Origin of the sequence: Georgenia sp. EYE_87 (assembly GCF_023148685.1) — a bacterium.
In the GTDB taxonomy this organism is placed as follows: Bacteria; Actinomycetota; Actinomycetes; order Actinomycetales; family Actinomycetaceae; genus Georgenia.
Window position 1 is genome coordinate 506,020 of sequence record NZ_JAHXNL010000002.1, and the last position, 24,365, is coordinate 530,384.

The window sequence follows — 24,365 nt, forward strand, 5'->3', positions numbered from 1 at the left end:
CGTGCGGGGAGACCGCGGCGGGCGGCGGGGCGCGAGCGACGCCGGTCCGGAACCGGTGTCCCGAAGCCGTACCCTGGCCCCTGTGTCAGCAGATGAGACGCGCATCGACCCGCACACCCACTCCGTGGAGTCCGACGGCACCGACAGCCCCTCGGACGTCCTGCGGGCCGCCGCCCGGGCGGGGCTCGACGTCGTCGGCCTCACCGACCACGACTCGGTGCGCGGGTGGGACGAGGCGACCTCCGCCGTCGCCGGCACCGGGGTGGCGCTGCTGCGCGGCGCCGAGATCTCCACCCAGCACCGGGGCGTCTCCGTCCACCTCCTCAGCTACCTGCACGACCCCGCCGAGCCGACGCTCGCGGAGGAGATGGAGCGCTCGCGCCGCTCGCGCCTGGACCGTGCGAGGACCATGGTCGCCCGCCTCGCGGAGGACTACCCGATCACCTGGGAGCTGGTGCAGGCGCAGGCCGCCGACGGCGCCACCATCGGCCGTCCGCACATCGCCGACGCCCTGGTGGCCGTCGGGGCGATGCCGGACCGGTCGACCTGCTTCGACACGGTCCTGTCCGTGCGCGGGCCGTACTACGTGCCCTACCACGCGCCCGACGCCGTCGCGGCCGTCGCGATGGTGCGCGCCGCCGGCGGGGTGCCGGTGATGGCGCACCCGCGCGCCGGCGTGCGCGGACGCGTGGTCGCCGACGCCGTCATCGAGGCCATGGCCGACGCAGGCCTGTTCGCCCTCGAGATCGACCACCGCGACCACACCCCGGCCGCGGCCGCGGAGCTGGAGGCGCTCGCCGCCCGGCTCGGCCTCGAGCGGACCGGGTCGAGCGACTACCACGGCGACGGCAAGCCCAACGTGCTCGGCGAGCGCACCACGAGCCCCGCGGTGCTCGCGAAGATCGAGGAGGAGGGGCACCTGCCGGTGGTCCGGCCGTGAACGAGCTCATCGACCTGACCCTGATGTCGACGACCTTCTTCACGCTGTTCGTCATCATGGACCCGCCCGGCACCGTGCCCGTGTTCCTCGCGCTAACCTCCACGATGACGGCGAGGCAGCGCCGCACCGCGGCGCGGCAGGCGACCGTCGTCGCGTTCGGCGTCATCCTGGTCTTCACGCTCTTCGGGCAGTACATCCTCAATTTCCTGCACATCTCCGTGCCGGCGCTGCAGCTCTCCGGCGGCCTGCTGCTGCTGCTCGTCGCGATGGAGCTCCTCACGGGCAAGTCCGAGGAGCCGAGACCGTCGGGCAGCGGGGTCAACGTCGCCCTCGTGCCCCTGGGCACGCCGCTGCTGGCCGGTCCCGGGGCGATCGTGGCCGCGATGCTCGCGGTGGAGGAGTCGGACCGCTCCGTCCCCGCGTGGACGGCGATCGCCGTCGCGCTCGTCGCGATCCACGTGGTGCTCTGGCTGTCCATGCGGTTCGCCGGCGTCATCCACCGCGTCCTCGGCGACGGCGGCACCACCCTGGTCACCCGGCTCGCCGGTCTGCTGCTCGCCGCGATCGCCGTGCAGCTCATGGCGGACGCCGTCTTCGCGTTCATCGACCAGAGGTTCTGACCGGCCCGAGATTCCCGGTGTCGGACGGTGCCGGTATGGTGCGCGGCATCCGCACCCGACGAAAGGACCGACATGGGCGCGCTGTGGCACCCGTTCTCCGACATGGCCGCCGTCGAGCGCGACGGTGAGTTCGTCCTCGCCCGCGGGGAGGGCGCGTACGTCTTCGACGAGGCCGGGAAGCGGTACCTCGACGCCACGGCCGGGCTCTGGTACACCAACGTCGGGCACGGCCGGACGGAGCTCGCCGAGGCGGCCGCCCGGCAGATGTCCACGCTCGCCGCCTACTCGAACTTCGGGGACAACGCGACCCGCCCGACGAACGACCTGGCCGAGCGGCTCGCCGGCATCGCTCCGGTGGCGGGCAGCCGCGTGTTCCTCACCTCCGGCGGGTCCGACTCCGTGGAGACCGCCGCCAAGCTCGCCCGCCGCTACTGGGTGGAGGCCGGCCGGCCGGAGAAGACCGTCATGGTGGGGCGGCAGAAGGCGTACCACGGCATGCACTACGCGGGGACGGCGCTCGCGGGCATCCCCGGCAACCGCGAGGGCTACGGCGACCTTGGCCCGCGGACGCGCTCCGTCGAGTGGGACTCCGTGGACGCGCTCCGGGCGGCGTTCGAGGAGGTCGGGCCGGACCGGGTCGCCGCGTTCTTCTGCGAGCCGGTCATCGGCGCCGGCGGCGTCTACGCCCCGCCGGAGGGGTACCTCACCGAGGTGCGCAAGGCCTGCACGGAGTACGACGTGCTGTTCGTCGCCGACGAGGTGGTCACCGGCTACGGCCGCATCGGCGGGTCCTGGTTCGCCTCGACGCGGTACGGCCTCGAGCCGGACCTGGTCACCACCGCCAAGGGCCTCACCTCCGGGTACCTGCCGATGGGGGCGGTCCTGGTCGCGCCGCGCGTGGCGGAGCCGTTCTTCCGAGAGCCCGGCACCTGGCTGCGCCACGGGTACACGTACTCCGGCCATGCCACGGCGGCCGCCGTCGCGCTGGCGAACCTGGACATCGTCGAGCGGGAGGGGCTGCTCGACGAGGCGGCCCGGCTCGAGGCGACCCTCGCCCGCGAGCTCCGTCCCCTGGCCGGGCACGACCTCGTGGCCGAGGTGCGGGCGGGCACGGGCGCCGTCGCCGCCGTGCAGCTCACCGACCCGGCGCAGGCGCCGACGGCGGTGCTGGCCCTGCGTCAGGAGGGGGTCGCCACCCGCGTGGTGGGGGCGGGCGCCCTGCAGGTCTCGCCCGCGTTCGTCATGACGGACGAGCAGGTGGTCGAGCTGGCCGGGGCCGTCCGGCGGGCGCTGGACCGGGTCGCCGTCGCGGTCTGACCGGCGGCGCCGTCCGGGACGACGACGGCCGGGCGGGATCCCTCCCGCCCGGCCGTCGTCGTCGGATCAGTTCTGCGTGTCCTCGGCGGGCTTGCCGCCGCGGGTGCGGCGCCGGGGACGCCGACGGGGCCGCTCGCCCTCGCCGTCGTGCGTGCGTGCGCCCTCGGAGCGCGGCCGGCTCCCGTCGTGGGCGCGACCGCCGCGTCCGCCGTCGCGGCCGTTCGCGTGACCGGAGCCGCCGTGGCGCTTGCCGGTCTCGCCGAGGTCCTCGACCTCCTCGGCCTCGAGGCCGGCGCGGGTGCGGGCGCCGCGGGGCAGGCGGCCCGTGGTGCCCTCGGGGATGCTGAGGTCGGCGTAGAGGTGCGGCGACGTGTGGTACGTCTCCACCGGCTCGGCCGCGCCGAGGTTCAGCTGCCTGTTGATGAGGGACCAGCGCGGCATATCGTCCCAGTCGACGAACGTCACGGCCGTGCCGGTGTTGCCCGCGCGGCCGGTGCGGCCGATGCGGTGCAGATAGATCTTCTCGTCCTCGGGGCACTGGTAGTTGACCACGTGCGTGACGTCGTCGACGTCGATGCCGCGGGCCGCGACGTCGGTGGCGACGAGGACGTCGATCTTGCCGGAGCGGAACGCACGGAGCGCCTGCTCACGGGCACCCTGGCCGAGGTCACCGTGGATCGCGCCGGACGCGAAGCCGCGCTCGGCGAGGTCCTCGGCCACGCGGGCCGCCGTGCGCTTGGTGCGGGTGAAGACGATGGTCAGCCCGCGGCCCTCCGCCTGGAGGATGCGCGAGAGCATCTCGACCTTGTTCAGGGCGTGCGCGCGGTAGACCACCTGGCGGGTGTTCTTGACCGTGGCGCCCTGGTCGTCGGGGTCCTGGGCGCGGATGTGCGTCGGGCGCGTCATGTACCGGCGGGCCATCGCGACGACGGCGCCGGGCATGGTGGCCGAGAAAAGCATGGTGCGCCGCGTGGCGGGCGTGCGGGAGAGCAGCGTCTCGACGTCGGGCAGGAAGCCCAGGTCGAGCATCTCGTCGGCCTCGTCGAGGACGACGCTGCGCACGTGGGACAGGTCGAGGATGTGCTGCTTGAGCAGGTCGATCATGCGGCCCGGGGTGCCCACGACGACCTCGACGCCCTTCTGCAGCGCGTCGATCTGCGGCTCGTAGGCCCGGCCGCCGTAGACCTGGACGATGCGCACGTTCCGCCGGCGCGCGGCCGTGGTGAGGTCCTCGGCGACCTGCTTGGCGAGCTCGCGGGTCGGCACGATGACCAGCGCCTGCGGCTTGCCGGGCGCCTCAAGGTTCTCCCAGCCGTCCTCGCCGGGGCCGACGAGATTCTGCAGGAGCGGGATGCCGAAGCCGAGGGTCTTGCCCGTGCCGGTCTTGGCCTGGCCGATGATGTCGTGCCCGCCGAGCGCCACCGGCAGGGTCAGCGCCTGGATCGGGAAGGGGTGGGTGATGCCGACGTCGCGAAGGGCCTCGACGATCGGCGCCTCGACGCCGAAGTCGGCGAAGGACTTCTCCTTCAGGTCGGCGACGGAGACGTCGTCGCTCACGTCGGCGGTGCCCTCGTCGACGACGACGGCGGCGGGAAGCTCGGCGTCCAGGACGCCCGATGTGGTGTGCAGGTCGGTCATGTGGTTGTGCCTTGTCGGTCGTGGCACGCGGGAACCGCACCGCACCGGCTTCGCTCGCCGGGGCGCAGGCCCTTCGTGCCGTGCTCGTGGTAGCCGATCGTGATCATGTCGCGCCGCGCGTGGCGGCTCAGATTTGGGCTTCTACGAGACGACCGGGCAACCGTGTACCTCTCCAGGGTAGCGGGTCGGCTCCTCGAGCGGCAGGGCGGAGGTCCGTGGTAGCGCTCACGTGCGGGATCACCCGGTTCCGCACCTCGGACCGGGGCCGCCGGCACAGGGCGGGTCACTAGGGTGAGGCCATGCCCGGGACCCATGACGACCTGCACGAGACGACCCACGGCCGGTCCGGCGTCGTCGAGATGGTGGGGCTCCACGGGTTCGTCCAGCTCGCCGCATTCACCCGGCTCGCCACCGACGCCGAGCACGCGCCGGACCTGCGTGTCCAGGTGACCCTCGCGCGGATGGCGGCGGGCGAGCTCGCCGCGCTGGACCACCTGGAGCGCGTGGCCCGGGAGCAGGGCGCGGACCTGTACGAGGCGATGTCCGGGTACCTGGAGGTGCTCCGGGACTTCGACCGCCGCACCCCGCCGGGGGACTGGTGGGAGCGGCTGGTCCGGACGTACGTGGCGCACGGCGTCCTGGGCGACCTCCAGCGCGAGCTCTCGCGTGCGGTCGACGCGGACGGGCGCCCCCTGCTCGACGACGTCCTCGCGGACAGCGGCTACGAGGACTTCGTCGTCGCCCTGCTCGGGCCGGTGGTCGCCGCCGAGCCCCAGCTCTCCGCGCGCCTCGCGCTGTGGGGCCGGCGCGTCGTCGGTGAGGCCCTGGGCATCGCGCAGCGGGTGCTCGCCGAGCACCCCGGGCTGTGGGCCTTCGCGGCAGGTCAGGGCGCCGCCGAGCCCGGCGACGACGGCGGTTCGCTGCGCCGGCAGCTCTCCGCCGGGCACGCCCGGCGGCTGGACCGGCTGGGCCTGACGGCCTGACGGCGCTCGGCCCAGCCGGGATGGGGTCGGTCGGGGCGGGTCAGCCCAGGCCGAAGCCCACGCGACGCTGCTCGGTGGGGCCGAGCTCGACGTAGCCGAGCGCCCCGGCCGGGACGACGACGTGCCGGCCCTTCTCGTCCTGGAGAACCAGCGACGTGCTCCCCGCGAGTGCCTTGTCCACCGCGGCGAGGACCTCCTCAGGGCTCTGCGTGGACTCGAGGTTGATCTCTCGCGCGACGTTCCGCACGCCGATGGTGATCTCCACTGTTACCTCCTGTAGGGCGGTGTCGGACCGCCGCGCCAACTCGGCGGACGCGGGGGGTCCGGTGTGCTCCGTCCATCGTAGGTCGTCCGTGAGGGGCCGGCCGCGCCCGGACGGCCGGGTGCGCTGACGGCGAATTCTCCTTGCCGGGTCCCGCGGGACCGCGGCTCGCCGCGTGGCTGCGCGGGGGCCGGTGCGGGCCGGGGGTGAGAAGATGGGCACGTGCGTGCCCGATCGCGTCTGCTCCCGTCCGCCTTCGTGGCCCTCGGCGCCTTCGTGCTGCCGCTCGGGCTCGCGGCAGGGCCGGCGGGCGCGGCGCCGTCCGGCGGAGGGGGGACGACCTCCTACGACGGGACCCGGGACCGGGACCGGGAGGAGACCCGGGAGGTGCTCGAGGACGAGGCGGGGACGCCCGTCGACCTCGGCACCGTCGGGCTGCCGTGGCTGTCCCGCACCGTCGAGCAGCTCGGCCTGGCCCTACGCGCCAGGGCCGGCCTGATCTCCACCGAGGAGATGCCGCAGCGCGCGTCGGGCGAGCTGGTCACCGTGCCGGGCACCGAGGACGCACCTCGCGAGGCCGCGACCGTGCGCCCCGTGCGCGTCCAGGTCGAGGAGGGCCTGCCCGTCGACGGCGAGGCCTTCGCCGACTTCGTCATGCGGGTCCTCAACGACGAGCGCGGCTGGGGCCACGACGGGACGGTCGTCTTCTCCCGCACCGACGGGCCGACCGACATCTCCGTCGTCCTCGCCTCGCCCGACCTGACCGACGAGCTCTGCCAGCCGCTGCGGACGGTGGGGGAGTACTCCTGCGGGCGCAACGCGCGCGCGGTGCTCAACGCCGAACGCTGGTCAGACGGCGCCGCCCCGTTCCTCGACGCCGGGGGCAACATCACCGAGTACCGCCAGTACCTCGTGAACCACGAGGTCGGTCATCTGCTCGGCCACCCGCACACGGGCTGCGCGGTCCCGGGCGAGCCCGCCCCGATCATGCTGCAGCAGACCATCCGGCTCGACGGCTGCCTGCCGAACGCCTGGCCCGCGGGCTGAGGCCGGAGCGGACGGGACGTCCGCCGGGACGAGTGACCACCGTCCCGTGAGCCGTTCCGGCCCGATGTCGGTGGGGTGTGATGACATCGGGGCATGGACGACAGGACCCGTGGGACCGCGCTGGCGCTGCGGCTGCCCGCCCCGGTCCCCGGGCCGCCCGTCCTCGACGAGCAGCAGGCCGAGGCCGTGGCCTGGCCGCACGGGGGCGGCCACCTCCTCGTGGTCGGCGCGCCCGGCACGGGCAAGACGACGACGGCGATCGAGTCCTTCCTCGCCCGTGCCTCGGCCGCCGCTGACGGCGGGGAGGTGACGCCCGGCGACCAGGGCGTCCTGCTGCTCGTGCCCACGCGCCGGGGCGCGGCCCGGGTGCGTGACGCCGTCGCCGCGCGGCTCGGGCGCACCACCACCCAGGTGCTCGTGCGCACGCCCGCGTCCTTCGCCTACTCGGTGCTGCGCATGCGTGCCGCGCTCCTGGACGAGCCGCCGCCGACCCTGATCACCGGCCCGGAGCAGGACCAGATCCTCGCCGACCTCCTCGACGGCCACCGGGCCGGGCTCGGCGCGCCGGTGCGCTGGCCCGCGAGCGTCGGGCCCGAGACCCTCGCCATGGGCGCCTTCCGCGACGAGCTGCGGGACCTGTTCATGCGCGCCGCCGAGCTCGGTCTCGGGCCGGAGGAGCTGGCCGAGCGGGGCCGGCGCCACGACCGGCCGGAGTGGGTGGCCGCCGCGGTCCTGCTGCAGGAGTACCAGGAGGTGACCGCGCTCGGGGAGCTCACGCCCGACCGTGGTGCCCGGCTCGACGCCGCCCGCATCGTCGACGAGGCGACCGCCGCGCTGCGGGCCTGGGAGGGCGAGGTGCCCGCGCACCCCCGGCCGCGCTGGTCCGCCGTCGTGGTGGACGACCACCAGGACTCCACGCTCGCCACCGCCCGGCTCCTGCGGGTCCTCGCCGACGACGGCTCCCAGCTGCTGCTGCACGGCGACCCTGACGCCGGGGTCCAGGGGTTCCGCGGCGGCACCCCGGCCCTGGTGGGCCGGGCCGAGACCCGCGAGCCGCTCGGGGGCTTCGACGCCCACCGCATCGAGCTGCGCACCGTGCACCGTCAGGACGGTGCCCTGCGGGCGGCCACGGTCGCCGTCACCTCCTCCATCTCCACCCTGGGGGCGGCCGGCCACCGCCGGGCGCGGGCCGGCGCCGAGCCCGAGGGCCCACGGCCGGGAGGCACGGCGCCCCGCGGGGTCGAGCCGGCGGTGCTGCGCTCGCGGGCGCAGGAGGGGGCCTGGATCGCGCGGCAGCTGCGCGAGGAGCACCTCCACCACGGCACGCCGTGGTCGCAGATGGCCGTGGTCGTGCGCTCGGCGGGGCATCTGCGCGAGCTGCAGCGCTCCCTGCGCAGCTGGCGCGTGCCGGTCGGCGGGCAGGCGGCGCCCGGCGTGCTGCGCGAGGAGCCGGCCGTGCGTCCGCTCCTGGTGGCGCTCGCCGCGGTCCTCGCCGGCGCGCCGAGCCCCGAGCAGGCCGTCGAGCTGCTCACCTCCCCCCTCGGCGGCACCGACGCCGTCGGTCTGCGCGTCCTGCGCCGCACGCTGCGCGGGCTCGAGCGGGCGGCGGGCGGCGGGCGTCCGGCGGACGAGCTGCTGGCCGTGCTCTTGGCCGACCCAGAGCTGGCCTCGGGGCTGCCTCGCGCCGCGGGCCGGGGCGCGGCGCGGGTCGCCGCGGTGCTGGCGGCCGGCCGCGCGGCGCTCGACCGCCCCGGCGCCACGGCCGAGACGGTGCTGTGGGCGCTGTGGGACACCGCCCGCCTGGCCGAGCCCTGGCGGGAACGTGCCCTCTCGGGAGGGCCGGGGGCCGAGCGCGCGGACGCCGACCTCGACGCCGTCATGGCGCTGTTCCGGGCGGCCGAGCAGTTCACCGACCGTACGGTGGGCGGTGGTCCCGCCGGGTTCCTCGAGCACCTGCGTTCCCAGGACCTGCCCGCCGACTCCCTCGCCGCGCAGGGTGTGCGCGCCGAGGTGGTCCACGTCCTCACCCCCGCCGCGGCGGCGGGCGAGGAGTGGCAGGTGGTCGCGGTGGCCGGGCTGCAGGAGGACACGTGGCCCGACCTGCGGCTGCGCGACTCCCTCCTCGGCTCGGGCGCGCTCACCGACCTGGAGGCGGGCCGGTCCGCCGACGGCCGCCGCGCCTTCGGGCCGGCCCGGCGCGCCGTGCTCGACGACGAGCTGCGCATGCTGGCGGTGGCGGTCTCCCGCGCGAGCCGCCGCCTGCTCGTCACCGCCGTCCTCGACGAGGAGGAGCGTCCCTCGACGTTCCTCGACCTGCTCGCGCCCGATCTCGACCCCACACAGGTCCGCAGCGTGCCGCCGGCGCTCGACCTGCGGGGCCTCGTGGCCGAGCTTCGCTGCGCCCTGGAGGAGCCGGTCGAATCCGGCGAGGACGCCCGGCGCCGCGACGCGGCCGCGACCCTCCTCGCGCACCTGGCGGAGGAGAGGGTGCCCGGCGCCGACCCGGTCAGCTGGAGCGGCCTCGCGCCGGTCAGCACGGATCAGCCCCTGCGGCCGCCCGACTCGGTCGTCCCCGTCAGCCCGTCCGGCGTCGAGCAGGCCACGACGTGCGGCCTGCGCTGGGCGCTGGAGCAGGCGGGCGGGCGCGGGGACGCCAGCACCGACCAGTCCGTCGGGTCGCTGATCCACGAGATCGCCGCCGAGCATCCGCACGGGCCGCTGGAGGAGCTCACCGCCGCCCTCGACGAGCGGTGGACCGAGCTCGGCATGGGCGAGGGGTGGGTGGGACGGCGCCGGCGGGCGCTCGCCGAGCAGATGATCGAGCGGCTCGCCGGCTACCTCGCCTCGGTACCCGGCGAGGTCGACGTCGAGCGCGACTTCGCCGTCGAGGTCGGGCGTGCCCGCCTCGCCGGCCGGATGGACCGTGTCGAGCACCTCGACGACGGTCGCGTCCGGGTGGTCGACCTGAAGACCTCGGCGAGCCCGGTGAGCAAGGACAAGGCGGAGCAGCACCCGCAGCTCGGCACCTATCAGCTCGCGGTGGACGCCGGCGCCTGGGACGGTCTGGGGGCCGACGGTGCCCGACTGGTCTACCTCGGCACCGGCAGGAGCGCCACCCTGCGCGAGCAGCGGGCCCTGGAGAACGCCGACGACCCGCGCTGGGCCGCCGAACTGGTCGAGCTCGCCGCCGAGACCATGGCCGGCGCGTCGTTCGACGCGATCGCCAACGACCAGTGCGACCACTGCCCGGTGCGCACCTCCTGCCCCCTGCAGGACGACGGAGGACGGGTGACCCAGTGACGATCAAGGACCAGACCGTCCCGACCACCGCCACGACGGCCGCCGCCGTCACGCGCCCACGCTGGTCCGCCGCGGAGATCGCCGACCGCCTCGAGCTGCCCAGGCCCACCGAGGAGCAGGCGGCCGTCATCGAGGCGCCGCTCGCCCCCCTGCTCGTCGTCGCCGGCGCCGGGTCGGGCAAGACCGAGACGATGTCCTCACGTGTGGTCTACCTCGTCGCCAACGGTCTGGTCCGCGGCGAGGAGGTGCTCGGCCTGACCTTCACCCGCAAGGCGGCCGCGGAGCTCGCCCACCGGATCCGCGCGCGTCTGCGGGCCCTGCGCGCGGCAGGCCTGACCCCGCCGGACGCGGACGACCGTGCGGAGGGGCCCGGTCTGGACGTCGACCGGCCTCAGGTGGCCACGTACAACTCCTTCGCAGGGAACATCGCCCGCGACCATGCCCTGCGCGTGGGCGCCGACCCCGACGCGCGGCTCGTGACCGAGGCCGGTGCCTGGCAGCTCGCCGACGACCTCGTGCAGGGCTGGGAGCAGGACCTCGCGACCGACCGGTCGCCGGGCTCGGTCACCCAGGCCGTGCTCGGCCTGGCGGGCGCGCTGCGGGAGAACCTCCTCGAGCCGGCGGAGGCCCGTGAGCTGCTGACCGACCTGCGCACCGACCTGCTCGACAAGGTCCCGGGCCGACGGCGGAAGCCGTTCGCCGAGGTGCTCCGGATCGCCGCCTCGCTCGACGAGCGGGCCGCCCTGCTCGACCTCGTCGAGGCCTACGAGCGCCGCAAGCGCGAGCGCGGCCTCATCGGGTTCGCCGACCAGGTCGCCCTCGCCGCGCAGATCGCCGACGCCGTCCCGGAGGTGGGCGCGCAGCTGCGGGAGCAGCACCGCGTCGTCCTGCTCGACGAGTTCCAGGACACCTCCGTCGCCCAGCTCGAGCTGCTCGCCAACCTCTTCGGCGGCGGGCACCCCGTCACCGCCGTCGGCGACCCGAACCAGGCCATCTACGGCTGGCGGGGCGCCTCGGCCGCGTCCCTCGCGGAGTTCCCCACCCGCTTCCCCCACCTGGAGCCCGATGGCGCGGTCCGCGGGGCGGCCACCCTCGCCCTGAGCACCTCCTGGCGCAACGACCGCCAGATCCTCGCCGCCGCCAACACCGTCTCCCAGCCGCTGCGCGCCCCCGGCGCCGGCCTCGGGCCCTCCGTACCGGTCCCCGAGCTGCGCGCCAAGCCGGGTGCTGAGGCAGGGGAGGTGCTCGGCCTGTACGCGCTGACCCAGGGCGAGGAGGAGGCCCGGGTGGCGGAGTTCCTCGACGAGCGGTGGGAGCCCGCGGGACCGAGGACCGCGGCGGTGCTGTGCCGCAAGCGCAGCCAGTTCCCGGGGATCGTCCGGGCGCTGCAGGCCCGGGGCCTGCCCTACCGGGTCGTCGGCATGGGCGGGCTGCTGGCCACCCCCGAGATCGTGGACGTCCGGGCCGCCCTGCAGGTGGCGAGCGACGCCGCCCGCGGCGACGCGCTCATGCGGCTGCTGACCAACCTGCGCCTGGGGGTCGCCGACCTGCACGCCCTGCAGGACTGGGCGCGCCACCTGGCCCGCAGCGCCGCCGTGTCCCTGACCGAGGACGAGGAACGCCGGCTCGACCCCCGCGAGGAGTCCAGCCTGGTCGAGGCGGTGGAGCACCCGCCCCGTGCCGGCTGGACCGGCCCGCGCGGGCACACGATGAGCGACGAGGGGGCCGCGCGGGTGCGCCGCCTGGGCGACGTGCTGCGGCAGATCCGCGCCCTGACGCACCTGTCCCTGCCCGAGCTCGTCGTCGCCACCGAGCAGCTCCTCGAGGTGGACATCGAGGTGGCGGCCCGCGCTGGCGCCTCGGCGACCGGTGCGGCGCGCGCCGCCCTGGACGCCTTCGCCGAGGTCGCCGCGTCCTTCGCCGCCGACGCCGAGCGGCCCACCCCGGGGGCCTTCCTCGCCTGGCTCGACGCCGCGGAGGAGCGCGAGCGAGGGCTCGACGCCGTCGAGACCACCGAGACCGAGCCCGACTCCGCCGTCGTCCAGGTCCTGACGGTGCACGCCGCCAAGGGCCTGGAGTGGGACGTCGTCGCGGTGCCCGGGATGGTGGAGAAGCAGTTCCCCGGGTACGACGGCAACGTCCGGCCCGACGGCTCCGTCACGGCGGCGGCATGGCTGACCAGCGTCGGCGAGCTGCCCTTCCCGCTGCGCAAGGACGCCGACGCCCTCCCGCGGCTCGACGTCGCGGGCGCGGCCACCCACGACGACGTCGAGGAGGCGCGCCTCGCCTTCCGGGAGGCGGCCGGCGCACACCGGGTGGCCGAGGAGCGCCGCCTCGCCTACGTGGCCCTCACCCGCGCACGGCACACCCTGCTGCTGTCCGGCTCATGGTTCCGCTCCGGGAAGACCGCCCTGCCGCCGTCGAGGTTCCTCGCCGAGCCCCGGCGCGCGGGCCAGGTGGCCGACCTCGCCGACGACGCCTGGGCGGGGCAGCCGCCCGCCGACGCCCAGAACCCGGGCACCGAAGCCGCACCCGTGCGCTGGCCGCTCGACCCGCTCGGACCGCGGCGGGCGGCGCGCGAGGACGCCGCCGCGGCGGTCCACGAGGCCCGTGCCTCAGCGACGCCGCCCGACCTCGGTGCGCGGACGGGCGACGAGCGCCTCGACCGTTGGCTCGCTGACGCCGAGCTGCTGCTGCGGGAGCGCGCCGAGGCCACGGCCCGGGAACGCGAGATCACGCTCGCCGGGCACCTGTCCGCCTCGGCGGTCGTCAGCCTCGTCACCGATCCGCGCCGCTTCGCCCGCGACCGCCGCCGCCCGGTGCCCGGCGAGCCGACGCTCGTCTCGCGCCGGGGGACCCGGTTCCACCAGTGGGTCGAGCACTTCTACGGGCAGGCGGCGCTGCTGGACGTCGAGGACGTGGGCGGCAGCGGGGAGGACTCCGGGGACATGGTGCTCTCCGACGAGGAGCTCCTGCGTCTCCAGCGCACGTTCGCCGCCTCGGAGTGGGCACGCCGCGAGCCGGTCGCCGTCGAGGTGGACCTGGAGACGCCGGTCGCCGGCACGATCGTGCGGTGCCGGATCGACGCGGTCTTCGACGGCCCGGACGGCGTCGAGGTCGTGGACTGGAAGACCGGGCGCCCGCCCCGCGGGGCCGAGGAGCTCGCGGAGCGCGAGATGCAGCTTGCCCTGTACCGGCTGGCGTGGTCACGGGCGAGGAGCACGCCGTTGGAGCAGGTGGGCGCCGCGTTCTACTACGTGGGCCACGACCAGACGGTGCGCGCGGGAGCGCTGACGGAGGAGGAGATCGTCGCCCGCATCACCGGTGCCATCGAGGCCGGCCGACGCGGCTGACGGCGCCGGTCGCGGTCCTCAGCGGTCGTGGGGCTGGTCGTCCTCGCGCAGGAAGTCGGGCAGCTCGGTGCCCAGGTGGAACTCCTCGGTGACCGCCGCCCGGTCACGTCGCCCGGCGCTCGCCGCGTCCACAGGGGCAGGCCCCGGCCCGCCGGAGCGCGGCGGCGCCGCACCGCCGTCGTTCTCGGGACGTTCGGTGCCGCCTCCGGCGTCGGTCGGCCCCCGGCCGTGGGTGGCCCCCTGCTCCTCGGCGGCCTCGTCCTCGGCGGCCTCGGTCTCGGCGGCCGCGGTCTCGGCAGACTCCTGAGGGCCGGCGCCGACCTCGTCCGGCGCCCAGTCCGCGTCGTGGTCGCGCACCACGACGGGTTCGTGCGCGCCGATGCCGGGCGCGTCGGCGACGTCCTCGGCGAGCGCGCGAAGCATGGCTGTCGCGTCCTCCACCACCGGCTGCTCCTCGTGGCGCACCCCGTGGAGCAGCCACCGGGCCAGCGCCAGCTCGGAGACGAGGAGCGCGCGATCCATGAGCGTCGCGTCGGCTCCCTCGGTGCGGGCTAGCGAGTACGCCTCCTCGATCGCGTCGAGGGAGTCCTCAGGGGCCGCGGCGAGCAGCCAGGCGAGATCCTCGGCCGGGTCACCGACGTGCACCTCGGACAGGCTGAGCAGTGCCGAGACCCGCCCGTCCGTCACCAGGACGTGCTCCGGGGCGAGGTCCCCGTGCACCGGGGTGGGCCGGAACCGCCACAGCGCCACGTCCTCCAGGGCGTGCTCCCAGCGGTTGAGCAGCGACGAGGGGACGCGACCGGTCCGCGCGGCCTCGTCAACCTCGGCCAGGCAGCGCCGGCGGTAGGCGTCGGCGTCGTAGACGGGGAGGCCGGCGTCGGCGACGACGGCGGGGTCGAGCTCGTGGAACGCGGCGATCGCCCGGCCGAGCTCGGCGGACAGCCCCGGGCCCGGTGTCAGGCGGTCCAGGACCAGCGGGCGGCCCACGAGCGCGCGGAAGACCATGGCACGCCCGCCCTCCGGCAGCGCCGCGAAGCCGACGGGCCGGGGCACGTCGAACGGCAAGCGACCCTCCTCGACCTCCTTGACGAGGTTCGCCAGCAGCGCCACCTCGCCCTCGAGGGCGGCGCCGGCGGCGGGGTGCAGCGGCGCCCGGATGACCCAGTGCCGCCCGCCCGCGTCGAGCAGGCCGGTCGTCTGGTAGTCGCTGTTGGCCGTCTGCGGTGGACGCGTCGCCACCACGTCCAGGCCGGGCACGGCCGTGGTGGCGAGGGCGGCGAGGGCGAGCGCTGAACGGACCACACGGCAAACCTATGCGGGCGGGGCGGGCGGTGCGAGGTGCACGCGCCGGTGACCCGCGATGTGCGTCAGCGCGCGGAAATGCGGGAATCGTGGCCCGAAATGCGGCAGCCCACCCGGCGGCGAAACCGGGTGGGCCTAGCGGACAACCTGTGGAAGAGGTTGGCCGCCGGGGAAAAGCCTACGCGGCGCACGCCCGCGTTGTCGTGCCAGACCCCTCGACGGCAGCGGGGCGTGCGTCACACACGTCAGCCTGCCGGGCGCGGCCCGGAACCTCGGCGGACGCTTCCGCCGCCCGGGCGACGGATCGCACCCTGGGGGCGCGGGCGCTGCTCCCTCAGGAGCCGCGCCGCCACGAGGGACACCCACGACATCAGCACCACGGTGACGAGCGCCAGGCGCACCGCGGTGCCGCCGAACGGCCACCACGCGAGACCGGCGCCGACCACCGCCGCGAGCACGCTGTACCTCGCCCAGCCGCGGTCGCCGGACCGGGCGAACCGGCGGGCCAGCGCCAGGCACGCGAGCAGCCCGGCGTTGATGGCGAGGACGGTGCCGACGTCGTGCAGCAGACCGTCCCGGGCGGCCGCCGACGGGTCGACGGGAGCGCCGCCGGACGCTCCGCCGGGGAACCCGCCGTAGGACCTGACGCGGAACGCCCCCGCCAGCACCAGCCCGAGGCCCGCGACGCCGAGCAGCGGCGCGGCCAGGGCGCCGCGCCCTCCCGGGTGCGGCAGCCGCGAGACGCCGACGGCGAAGCCGGTCACGAGGAGCCCGCTCACGACGAAGTTCGCCATCTGCACCCAGCCGAGGTCGCCGTGGCTGAGCAGGCTGATGCCGTGCCGACGTGGGTCGAAGCCCTCACGAGTGATGGCCTGGACCGCCGTCGCCGCCACGAAGAGGGGACCCGCGACGACGCCGCAGCCCAGCAGCGTCCGTGTCACCGCCGCTCCTCCCGCCGGGTGCCTGGCGGTGCTCGCGCCGCGCGTGCCGGTCACCGCCGTGGGGATCATGGTGACAGACGAGCGTCGCGGAGCCCGTCCGGAAGACCGCCTCGTTCCGCGTCTTGGCGGGCACGCCGGCCGTTACCGTTCCACCGTGGGTGGCATGGTCCGGCGGGTCGTGAGCGTGGTCTTCGCGGACCTCGTGGGCTTCACCGCGCTGTCCGAGCGGCTCGACCCCGAGGACGTCGCCCGCATCCAGGAGGAGTTCTTCGCAAGTGCCGCCGCGACGCTCGCCGAGCACGGCGGGACCGTCGAGAAGTACATCGGCGACGCCGTCATGGCGACCTTCGGGGTGGAGGTCGCCTCCGACGACGACGCCGTCCGTGCGGTCCGTGCCGCGACCGGACTGCAGCACGCCGCCCGGCGGACCGAGGCCCCGCTGGGGCTGGCGCCGGGCACCCTGAACCTGCGCGTGGGCGTCAACACCGGCGAGGTCGTGGTCTCGCGCGTCGGCGACGGGTGGCGGGTCACCGGCGACGTCGTCAACACCGCAGCCCGGCTCCAGGCGGCGGCCGCTCCCGGCGAGGTGCTGCTCGGGCCCGAGACCGCGTTCGGCGTCGGGCACGCCTTCGCGCTGCAGCCGGCGGGCGAGGTGACGCTGCGCGGCAAGGCCGAGCCGGTGCCGGTCTGGCGGCCGGGCGGCACGCGCGCCGTGGCCCGCCGAGGGCTGGCGGCGCTCGGGCTGCACGCCCCGATGCTCGGGCGCGAGCGTCTCCTGGACGACCTCGTGGCCGATCTGACGTCGTCGGCCCGCGGGGCCGCGGGCGAGGGCACTCACGACGGCGGTGCCCGCGACGGTGGTGCCCGCGACGGCGGTGCCCGCGACGGCGGTGCCCGCGACGGCGGTGGACGGCGCGCGGCGCTCCTGGTCGCGCCGCCCGGGGTGGGCAAGTCCCGCGTGGCCGAGGAGCTCTGCCTGCGCGCCGCCTCGGCGGGACACCCCGTGCTCGTCGCGCGGCCGGACGGGCGGGCGAGCGGCTACGGGGCCGTCGCCCAGCTCATGAGGGAGGCGCTCGCCGTCGCCGGGCTCGGGGCGGTGCCCGACGACGACGCGCTGGTGTCCTGGCTCGCGGGCGAGGGTTTCGACGCCGGGCACGCGCGGACGGTCGCCGGCCACGTCCGCGACCTGATGAGCGGAGCTCTCACGGCCGAGCCGGCGGACCTGTTCGCCTCGTGGGCGGCGGCGCTGGACGCCCTCCCGGGCCCGGCCCCGCTGTGGGTGGTCGAGGACGTCCACCTCGCCGGGGCCGACCTGCGGGCCTTCCTCGCCCACGTCCTGGCGAGCCCCGGCCGTGGCCTGATGCTGCTGACCGCGCGGCCCGACGCCTCGCTGACCGACTCCGGCCCGCTGTCCGGGGTGCCGCTGATCCACCTGCCGCCGCTCGCGGCCTCCGACACCGAGACGATGGTGAGCGCGCTCGTGGGGGCGGACGCCGTGCCGGACGAGTACGTCGCCGGCATCGTGCGCGTCTCGGGCGGGAACCCGCTCTTCGTCGAGGAGCTGCTCCGCTCGTGGATCCTCGGCGGGGTGCTGACGTCCCGGAGCGGGGGCTGGGCCTTCGGCGGCACGCTGGCGCCGTCGCTGCCCACGACCGTCCACGCCATCTACCAGGCGCAGCTGGACCGGCTGGCGCCGACGTCGCGCGAGGTGGTGGAGCGAGGCTCCGTGCCCGGCACCACGTTCCCCTCGGCGGCGCTGCCCGCCCTCGGCGTCGAGGAGCCGTCCCTCGCCCTGGACTCCCTCACCCGGGCCGGTCTGCTCAGCGGCCCCCACGCCGGTACGGTCCACCACCCGTCCTACACGTACCGGCACGCGCTCCTGCGAGACACGGCGTACGCCTCCCTCGCCCGTGGCCGGCGCGCCGAGCTCCACGCCCGCTTCGCCGGCTGGATCCGCGGGCGGGGCCCGGCGGAGCTCGTCGGCCTGCACCTCGCGCTCGCGCTCGAGGCGCTGCCCGGCACCGCCGCGGTGCTGGACGGCAGGGCACCCCGCGAGATCGCGGACGAGGCCGCCGACTGGCTGGAGCGTGGTGCGGGCGAGCACCTCGTCCCGTCGCCGCAGCGCGCGGCCGAGCTGCTGGGGCGCGCGCTCGACGTCGCGCCCGGGGCGCCCGAGCCGGTGCGGCTGCGCCGCGCGCTCGCGCGGGCGGAGGCGCTGCGCCGGGCCGGCCGTCTGGAGGAGGCGTTGGCGGCGTTCCGCGACGGCGGCTCCCTCGCCCGCGTGGTGGCCGACCCCGCCGGTCTTCGTGACGCGGGGCTGGGCTACGAGAACGCGCTCTTCGCCAGCCGGCTGCCGCGAGAGGAGTGGGGCGCGGACGGCCTCGCGCTGCTCGACGACGCCCTGGTGGTCCACCCTGCTCCGGGCGCCCGTGCCCCGAGCGGGAACGGCGGGGCGGACCAGGGGCCGCCCGGTGACGGCCCCGCCGGCGCGGTTGACCAGGTGCACGGACGCGTCCGGCTGCTCGCCGCCCGCGGTCGCGCCCTGGTCTACGCCGGCCGGCGCGCCGAGGGCATCGAGTCGGGCACGGCAGCCGTCCGGCTCGCGGAGTCGACCGCGGACGCGGCCGCCGTCGCCGAGGCCTCGCTCGCTCTGCGCGCCGGGCTCGCGGGCCCCGAGCACCTGACGGAACGCCTGGACGGGCTCACCCGCGCCGTCGCGGCGGCGGAGCTCACCGGCGACGACGAGCTCCAGCTGGAGGCGGCCCGCCTGCAGCTGGTCGATGCGCTCGAGGCGGGCGACCTCCCCGTCGCCGACGCCGCTCAGGAGCGGGCCGCCGCGCTGGCCGGGCGGATGGGCCGGCCGCTCTACCTGTGGTACCCGCCGATGTGGGAGGCGATGCGCGCGCTCCTCGCCGGGAGCTACGCCGTCGCCCCCGGGCTCGTGGCGACCTTCGCCGAGCAGGCGCGCCGCTCGCACTACGCGGACGCCGCCATGGTCCGGACGATCCAGCTGCTCGAGCTGCACCTCATGACGGGCGGCGCCCCCGAGGTGACGGCGGAGGTCGCCGGGTACGCCGAGGCGCTCCCGGACCGGTGGGGCTTCGCCGAGGCGGTCCTGCGCACCCGGGCGGGCGACGCGGGGGAGGCCCGGCGGGCGCTCGACCACTACGCGGCGGCGGGGTTCGACAACGTCGTGCAGGACCTCGGCCGCAGCACGTCCCTGGCCTACCTCGCGGAGGCGGCCGCCGCCGTCGGCACCGCCCCGGAGTGTGCGCGCCTCGCCGAGCTGCTCACGCCGTGGAGCGGGCACATGGTCGTGCTCGGGTCCGGCGCGCTGTGCCTCGGCCCGGCCGACCACTTCCTGGGGCTGGCGCTGCGCGGGGCCGGCGATCTCGACCGCGCCGAGCGGCACCTCGCCAGCGCCGTCGAGGACAACGACGCCCTCGGGGCTGCAGGCCGGGCCGCCTGGTCGCGCGCGGAGCTCGGCCGGACGATGCGCCTGGCCGGCCGGCCGGGTTCGGGGGCGCTGCTCGACCGGGCCCGGGCCGACGCGGCCGCGCTCGGCATGGCCCCGCTGGCACGAGAGCTGGAGCACGCGTGAACGACGACGCCACATCGCTGATCGGGCGGGACTGGGCCTCCTTCCTGGACCTGCTCGACGGCGCCGGGTGGGAGACGCCGACCCGGCTGGAGGGCTGGTCGGTCGAAGACCTGGCCCGGCACGTGCACTGGGGCATGACCCTGGAGGCCGACGCGCTGGAGCTGCTCGCTGCGCGGTCCGTGGGAGGTGCGGCCGCCGCAGCGGGGGCGGTGGGCCAAGCGGGAGAAGCTGCCGGGCCGGCCGGGGAGGCTTCGCGAGTGGCGCGGGGCGAGCCGCTCGAGGCACCCCGGGAGCAGATCGTCCCGGCGCTCCGGAGCGCCCGCGCGAGGCTGCTGCGGGCGCTCGCCGCGGCGCCGTCGGACCCCGCCGCTCCCGTCCCGATGCCGTACGGGGACATGCCGCTCGCCTTCGCCCTGCAGATCTTCGTCATGGAGGCCGCCGTGCACCGCAGCGACCTCGCCCACGCCGTCGGCGTCGATGACCGGCTCGGTCCCGGCACGCATGCCGCGGCAGCCTCGGTGCTGCAGGCGTTCTGGCCCGTCCTGGCGGCCGACGCCACCGCCGTACCGCCGGCCGGCACCGGCTTCCTGCTGCGTGGCGCCAGCGTCTCGATCGAGGCCGAGTACGACGGTGCCGCCTGGGCCGCGCCCACCGGCCCGCACGCGGTGGTCATCAGCGGCGACGACGACGCCGTCCTCCTCGCCGGCTACGGGCGGCTCCCGGTGGAGGCGGCGAGGGTGCGGATCGCCGGGGACGTCGCGCTCGCGCGGCGGCTGAAGGAGTACGTCCCGGGGCCCTGATCGGCCGCTCGGGGGCGGTGCCCGGTGCTCATGCAGGCACCGAGGAGGCGGCGTGGCTCTCGCCGAGGCCGGCACTTTGTGGCCAGCCCCTGACGGAGCGGAACGCGCGAAGACGGCGGCGGTGGCGCCGGCGACCTGCCAGCATGTCGGCATGACGAAGGCGTCGTGGATCAGTGGGGGCCGCACGAAGGCGATGGCGGTCGGGGCGGCGGCGCTGGTGGTCACCGCCTCCGTGGCCGCGTGCGCGGCGGAGGACTCGGCGGGGCAGTCGTCGGCCGCCTGTGCGGCGCCGACGGTGGCGGTCGAGCCGGCTACCGCCGCACCGGGCGACGAGGTGACGGTTCGGGGCGAGGCGATGGTGGACGGGTGTGCCGACGTGATCAGCCTGGACGAGGACGGCAACGTCTCGAGCGAGGAGACCGTGACCCCGTTCGCCGGGCTGGAGGTCGTGTACCGGGTGGCGGGCACGGAGCGGGTGCTGACGACGGTGGACGCAGACGAGCGCGGTGCCTTCGAGATCACTGTCCGCATCCCGCACGACTCTCCGTTCGGCACCGCCGAGGTCGGCGTGGACGTGAGGTGGGCGGAGCGCGCCGAGGTCGAGATCGTCGGCTAGGACATTCCCGTCACCCCATCGTCCACAGATTCGGACGGCGGGCTACCGCTGCATGCGTTCCTCCGCTAGTTTCCGGGCAGGACCGGTGGGGGCCGGTCCGCTCGACCGACCATGGGGGTGGCGGGTGGACGAAGGGGTGACGCTCCTCGAGAGCGAGGTGCGCGAGCTCGTCCGGCGGCGCGGCGTGGACCCGGCACGGGACGCCGACGGTGTGCGGGCGCTGGTGTCGGCGGCTCTGGCCGACTACGACGACCGCTCGGTGGCCGGGCTCGTCCCTCCGATCGGTGATCCTGAGGCGGCCGCCAAGGAGGTCGTCGACGCCGTCGCCGGCCTGGGACCTCTGCAGCGTTACCTCGACGACCCGGAGGTCGAGGAGATCTGGATCAACGAGCCGGGCAAGGTCTTCGTGGCCCGCTCCGGCCGGTCCGAGCTGACGACGACGATCCTCGACGACGCGCAGGTACGGGACCTCGTCGAGCGCATGCTCCGGGTCTCGGGAAGGCGTCTGGACCTGTCCACCCCGTTCGTGGACGCCTCGCTCGCCACGGGGGAGCGTATCCACGTCGTCATCCCGGACATCACCCGCTAGGTCCTTTAGATAACCCTAGTTCAGCCCTCTGACATGCTGACTTGCACGTGCTCCGACCCGAGTGGGCACAGCTAAAAATATCGACAGGGCACACCTAAAAACGCCGCCTTAGACCTGTAGGCCCCGGCGGAGGGACCAACTCAACTCGGTGAAGCTCCAGCTCGCCGAACTCTCGCGCCGCCGGTACCGGGCGCGGCACGTCCCTTCTTAGTCTCGGCATGGCACGCTGGCGACGTGGCCGTCGACGAACTCAATTTATGGATCCAGACCGCCGTCGCTGTAGCGGCGGTCGCCGCAGCCATCATCGCCCTCGTGGTATCAGCTAAGGACCGGCAGAACGCCCGAGAGATCGCCGCCGAGGATCGGCGAGCAGCCCTCGAGCACGCGCGACTCATGTTCGACTTGGATGTGCTGACGCGGCTCTCCCGCAACCTCGAGCGAGGCGGGCACGATGACAAATCCGTTAGCAGGGACATGGGCGCGGAGGCCGCAGCCCTCATCAACGCTATTGGTCCGGACCGCCTCCCTGTGACGTGGTCGGACAGGAGAAAAGCAAGTCTCGACGATGTGCGCGAGTGGCTCGCCGACGAAGACAAGTTCCCGGCCTGGAAGCGTGACGGTCATGAAGTTCTGCTAGAGCTTCGTCGCGTCGCTGACCGCATCGACGAGCTCATCAAGCGCGAGTAAGCGCACGTTGCCCTGCAGGCCCCGCGATGGGGGCCTCCCCGGGGGACATGGACCACGCCCGGCGAAGTGGGCCGGCCGACGACCCATGCCCGTCTTCCTCTTCCTCTTCCTCTCCGCCGACGCCGACTCGGTGCGCGAGGCCGCCGCCCTCGGGCTGCCCGCCGGGCAGGTGATGGCGCACTCCGGGCCGGACCACGACGCCGCCGAGCCGTGCATCGCCTTCGACTTCGACGGCGTGCTCGCCTCGGACGAGTCCGAGCCGGTGTACCAGGCTGGCGGGCTGGACTCCTTCAACGACCACGAGGTCGCCAAGGCGACGAAGCCGCTGCCGCCCGGGCCGCTGTACGGCTTCTTCACCGGGATCAACTGTATCCAGCGGCTGGAGGAGGAGCGTCACCGCTCGGACCCGACGTACACCCCGCTCGTGCGCGTCGCTCTGGTCACCGCGCGCGGCGCCCCGGCGCACGAGCGGGCGCTGGCGTCACTGAAGTCTTGGGGTGCCACCGTCAACGACGCCTTCTTCCTCGGCGGGGTCGACAAGGGCCGCATCATCGAGGTGCTGCGCCCGCACATCTTCTTCGACCAGGCCGGGCATATCGAGTCGACTCGCCACGCGGCGCCGTCGGTGCACGTGCCGTACGGCGCGATGAACGCCGCGAGCCACGCGGCGCCGTCGGTGCACGTGCCGTACGGCGCGATGAACGCCGCGACCTGCCCCTGCTAGGCGGCTGCCTCGAAACAGGCGTTGTCGACGTCGACCATGGAGGCGGCGCCGCCGTCAGCCAGGATCGCCTGCAGCGCGGCCACGGTCGGGTGCGTCTCGCCGAGCAGGCTCGCTGCGGTGGTGACGTGGTCCGGGGTGACGGTGAAGTCGCCGGCGAGGACGTCCCACACCCCGTCCATGCACTCGGCGATGCCCGCCGGGGGAGGGGTGGCCAGCATCTCCTCCGCGCGAGTCCGCGGCTCGTCGCCCGGCTCCCACTCCTCCGGCTCGCCGTTCGGTGCAGGGCCGAAGAGCTCGTCAACCATCGCCTGCTTCTCGGCCTCGGTGAGCGTCGCATCGATTGCCTCGCCGGCCGCGGCGCCGTCCGGCCCCTCGAAGCGGATGTACGGGGCGGTCTCGGTGCGGGCGGAGGAGTCGACGAGGAGGCCGACGTGCTTGTCCATCAACGCGGTGAGGTCCGCCGAGGTGAGCTCGGTGGTGGCGCCGCAGACCTCGGCCAGCTCCTCGAAGGTGGTCCGGGCGGTGACCTCCCCGCGCGAGACCTCGCCGAGGCGGAGGTTGGCAGCCATGAGGGCGTCACCGAACCGGGAGTCGGTGGTGGCGTGCGCGGCGTCCCAGTACGGAGCCATCGCGTCGTCGAGCGTTCCTTCGGAGCCGTCGGCGAGCAGCGCGATCAGCATCGCGCGCAGGGCGCTGGAGCTCTGGTCAGTGCACCGGACGGCGTCGGCGTACGCCTGATCCGCGCTCGGGCCGGGGGAGGAGGTCGGGGCCGGATCCGCCTCCATCAGCCCGGAGCAGCCGGCGAGCATGGCGACGGCGGCCAGCGGCACCACGATCCTGCGCAGCGACATCATCGGCACCCCTTTCCGGACGTCAGCCTACCGGTGGGGAGGAGGCTGGTGAGCTGTGCGCTGACAGTCAGGCCTGCGTGCCCATAGGGCGGATGACGATTTCAAGCTCGCCGTCGCCGTCGGCACTCCAGCGCGGTCGAGACTCCACGGCACCCGTCGGGCCTCCCCTTGGCGCTGTTTACGCACAGAAGCGACCGCTATCACGGAAGGATGTGTTGTGGCCGCCCGTTGGCTGCCGAGGCGCTGCCTGCTGTCGTGTGGGAGTGATTCATGGAACCTGTGTCCCTATTGCATGTTTTTAGTGCAAGTCTTAACCTCGCGCAGCGGCTCGGCTCTTCCAGGACGCTGTGACATCGCAGCTGCGTGCCCTTCGGAGTGACGTCCGGGGCCTTATCGAAGCGCCGCTCCACGAGGGGCTACGCAGGATCGAGATGGCTGAGCACGCGCCGACCGAGGCGGTCCAACGGCAGTTGCTGGAGGAGGCGCGTGGCAAGTTCGACGATGCGGCTGTGCGCAAACTTGGCCGCCTACCACACGGGTGGTCGATGACGCTGCTCGCTGGGACGTCGCAGCTCCTGGGCGTGACGGAACTGGCCTGCCGGACTGGCGTTGAGGCTCTGGTGGCTGCGGACGAAGCGCTCTCCTACTACAGCCTCGAGATGGACCATTACCGGCTCTTCAGAATTGAGGGTGTAGTCGGGGTCTGAATCCGCCGGTCTCCAGGAGTGCTCTGGCGATGTAGTTCGTCAGGTTGCGGAACCCCAGGGCGGAGCCGCGCAGGTGCTCGAGCCGAC

At 75.1% G+C, this 24,365-nt stretch carries 18 protein-coding genes and 1 pseudogene; 14 read left to right on the forward strand and 5 right to left on the reverse strand.

What is annotated here, in order from left to right; translation table 11 throughout:
• Positions 1-82: 82 nt before the first annotated feature.
• From KZX45_RS05685 to KZX45_RS05695, 3 genes are all read left to right on the forward strand, one after another.
• Positions 83-940 (forward strand): PHP domain-containing protein, encoded by an 858-nt coding sequence (locus KZX45_RS05685; RefSeq protein ID WP_248256721.1) that lies wholly within the window; start codon positions 83-85, stop codon positions 938-940.
• Entirely contained in the window at positions 937-1,560 is a 624-nt protein-coding gene (locus KZX45_RS05690) for a MarC family protein (RefSeq protein WP_248256722.1), read from the forward strand. The genes KZX45_RS05685 and KZX45_RS05690 overlap by 4 nt, the downstream gene beginning before the upstream one ends.
• 72 nt (positions 1,561-1,632) lie before the next feature.
• Entirely contained in the window at positions 1,633-2,877 is a 1,245-nt protein-coding gene (locus KZX45_RS05695) for an aspartate aminotransferase family protein (protein ID WP_248256723.1), read from the forward strand.
• A gap of 66 nt (positions 2,878-2,943) precedes the next feature.
• On the opposite strand, the gene KZX45_RS05700 is transcribed toward KZX45_RS05695, so the two are convergent.
• Complete coding sequence (locus tag KZX45_RS05700; RefSeq protein ID WP_248256724.1) at positions 2,944-4,515, reverse strand: DEAD/DEAH box helicase; 1,572 nt, start codon at positions 4,513-4,515, stop codon at positions 2,944-2,946.
• Between the two features lie 299 nt (positions 4,516-4,814).
• On the opposite strand from KZX45_RS05700, the gene KZX45_RS05705 reads away from it, so the two are divergent.
• Positions 4,815-5,498, forward strand: coding sequence for a ferritin-like fold-containing protein (locus tag KZX45_RS05705; protein ID WP_248256725.1), 684 nt, complete (start codon positions 4,815-4,817; stop codon positions 5,496-5,498).
• A gap of 40 nt (positions 5,499-5,538) precedes the next feature.
• On the opposite strand, the gene KZX45_RS05710 is transcribed toward KZX45_RS05705, so the two are convergent.
• On the reverse strand, positions 5,539-5,763 hold the full coding sequence (locus KZX45_RS05710) for a DUF3107 domain-containing protein (RefSeq protein WP_248256726.1): 225 nt from the start codon (positions 5,761-5,763) through the stop codon (positions 5,539-5,541).
• 219 nt (positions 5,764-5,982) lie between these two features.
• Between KZX45_RS05710 and KZX45_RS20195 the strand changes: the two genes are divergently transcribed.
• The 3 genes from KZX45_RS20195 to KZX45_RS05725 all read left to right on the forward strand — a co-directional run bounded on the left by KZX45_RS20195 (position 5,983) and on the right by KZX45_RS05725 (position 13,460).
• A complete protein-coding gene (locus KZX45_RS20195) occupies positions 5,983-6,807 on the forward strand; it encodes a DUF3152 domain-containing protein (protein WP_248256727.1) in 825 nt (274 codons plus the stop codon).
• Positions 6,808-6,900: 93 nt separating this feature from the next.
• Positions 6,901-10,107, forward strand: coding sequence for an ATP-dependent DNA helicase (locus KZX45_RS05720; protein WP_248256728.1), 3,207 nt, complete (start codon positions 6,901-6,903; stop codon positions 10,105-10,107).
• A complete protein-coding gene (locus KZX45_RS05725; protein WP_248256729.1) occupies positions 10,104-13,460 on the forward strand; it encodes an ATP-dependent DNA helicase in 3,357 nt (1,118 codons plus the stop codon). Before KZX45_RS05720 ends, KZX45_RS05725 begins: the two co-directional genes overlap by 4 nt.
• An 18-nt stretch (positions 13,461-13,478) precedes the next feature.
• Here KZX45_RS05725 and KZX45_RS05730 read toward each other — a convergent pair whose 3' ends face one another.
• Together KZX45_RS05730 and KZX45_RS05735 are read right to left on the reverse strand one after the other, a co-directional pair.
• The gene (locus KZX45_RS05730) at positions 13,479-14,762 is read right to left on the reverse strand and encodes a phosphotransferase (RefSeq protein WP_248256730.1); all 1,284 of its coding nucleotides are present in this window, start codon (positions 14,760-14,762) and stop codon (positions 13,479-13,481) included.
• 245 nt (positions 14,763-15,007) lie between these two features.
• Positions 15,008-15,703: a DUF998 domain-containing protein gene (locus KZX45_RS05735; RefSeq protein ID WP_248256731.1), complete on the reverse strand. Its 696-nt coding sequence runs from the start codon at positions 15,701-15,703 to the stop codon at positions 15,008-15,010.
• A 163-nt stretch (positions 15,704-15,866) separates the two neighbouring features.
• Here KZX45_RS05735 and KZX45_RS05740 point away from each other — a divergent pair, with 163 nt between their 5' ends.
• The 6 genes and pseudogenes from KZX45_RS05740 (at position 15,867) to KZX45_RS05765 (ending at position 22,720) form a co-directional block, all read left to right on the forward strand.
• Positions 15,867-19,304 (forward strand): adenylate/guanylate cyclase domain-containing protein, encoded by a 3,438-nt coding sequence (locus KZX45_RS05740; RefSeq protein ID WP_248256775.1) that lies wholly within the window; start codon positions 15,867-15,869, stop codon positions 19,302-19,304.
• Positions 19,301-20,104 carry a maleylpyruvate isomerase family mycothiol-dependent enzyme gene (locus KZX45_RS05745; protein WP_248256732.1) on the forward strand — a complete coding sequence of 268 codons (804 nt, stop codon included), beginning with the start codon at positions 19,301-19,303 and terminating at the stop codon, positions 20,102-20,104. Before KZX45_RS05740 ends, KZX45_RS05745 begins: the two co-directional genes overlap by 4 nt.
• Before the next feature lie 151 nt (positions 20,105-20,255).
• On the forward strand, positions 20,256-20,720 hold the full coding sequence (locus KZX45_RS05750; protein WP_248256733.1) for a hypothetical protein: 465 nt from the start codon (positions 20,256-20,258) through the stop codon (positions 20,718-20,720).
• Positions 20,721-20,844: 124 nt separating this feature from the next.
• Positions 20,845-21,306: pseudogene (locus tag KZX45_RS05755) on the forward strand (CpaF family protein); the annotation flags it as partial.
• Between the two features lie 237 nt (positions 21,307-21,543).
• Positions 21,544-21,996 (forward strand): hypothetical protein, encoded by a 453-nt coding sequence (locus KZX45_RS05760; RefSeq protein ID WP_248256734.1) that lies wholly within the window; start codon positions 21,544-21,546, stop codon positions 21,994-21,996.
• A gap of 85 nt (positions 21,997-22,081) precedes the next feature.
• Entirely contained in the window at positions 22,082-22,720 is a 639-nt protein-coding gene (locus tag KZX45_RS05765) for a 5'-nucleotidase (protein ID WP_248256735.1), read from the forward strand.
• Here the strand turns inward: KZX45_RS05765 and KZX45_RS05770 are convergent.
• Positions 22,717-23,574, reverse strand: coding sequence for a hypothetical protein (locus KZX45_RS05770; RefSeq protein ID WP_248256736.1), 858 nt, complete (start codon positions 23,572-23,574; stop codon positions 22,717-22,719). The genes KZX45_RS05765 and KZX45_RS05770 overlap by 4 nt on opposite strands.
• Before the next feature lie 428 nt (positions 23,575-24,002).
• Between KZX45_RS05770 and KZX45_RS05775 the strand changes: the two genes are divergently transcribed.
• Entirely contained in the window at positions 24,003-24,278 is a 276-nt protein-coding gene (locus tag KZX45_RS05775; RefSeq protein ID WP_248256737.1) for a hypothetical protein, read from the forward strand.
• The last annotated feature ends 87 nt before the right edge of the window (positions 24,279-24,365 follow it).

Bases quoted from the DNA above. Each gene is read 5' to 3' on its own strand.
- KZX45_RS05695 (WP_248256723.1), top strand. From the start codon at position 1,633: ATGGGCGCGCTGTGGCACCCGTTCTCCGACATGGCCGCCGTCGAGCGC.
- KZX45_RS05700 (WP_248256724.1), bottom strand. From the start codon at position 4,515: ATGACCGACCTGCACACCACATCGGGCGTCCTGGACGCCGAGCTTCCC.
- KZX45_RS05705 (WP_248256725.1), top strand. From the start codon at position 4,815: ATGCCCGGGACCCATGACGACCTGCACGAGACGACCCACGGCCGGTCC.
- KZX45_RS05720 (WP_248256728.1), top strand. From the start codon at position 6,901: ATGGACGACAGGACCCGTGGGACCGCGCTGGCGCTGCGGCTGCCCGCC.
- KZX45_RS05740 (WP_248256775.1), top strand. From the start codon at position 15,867: ATGGTCCGGCGGGTCGTGAGCGTGGTCTTCGCGGACCTCGTGGGCTTC.
- KZX45_RS05750 (WP_248256733.1), top strand. From the start codon at position 20,256: ATGACGAAGGCGTCGTGGATCAGTGGGGGCCGCACGAAGGCGATGGCG.
- KZX45_RS05765 (WP_248256735.1), top strand. From the start codon at position 22,082: ATGCCCGTCTTCCTCTTCCTCTTCCTCTCCGCCGACGCCGACTCGGTG.
- KZX45_RS05770 (WP_248256736.1), bottom strand. From the start codon at position 23,574: ATGATGTCGCTGCGCAGGATCGTGGTGCCGCTGGCCGCCGTCGCCATG.
- KZX45_RS05775 (WP_248256737.1), top strand. From the start codon at position 24,003: ATGGCTGAGCACGCGCCGACCGAGGCGGTCCAACGGCAGTTGCTGGAG.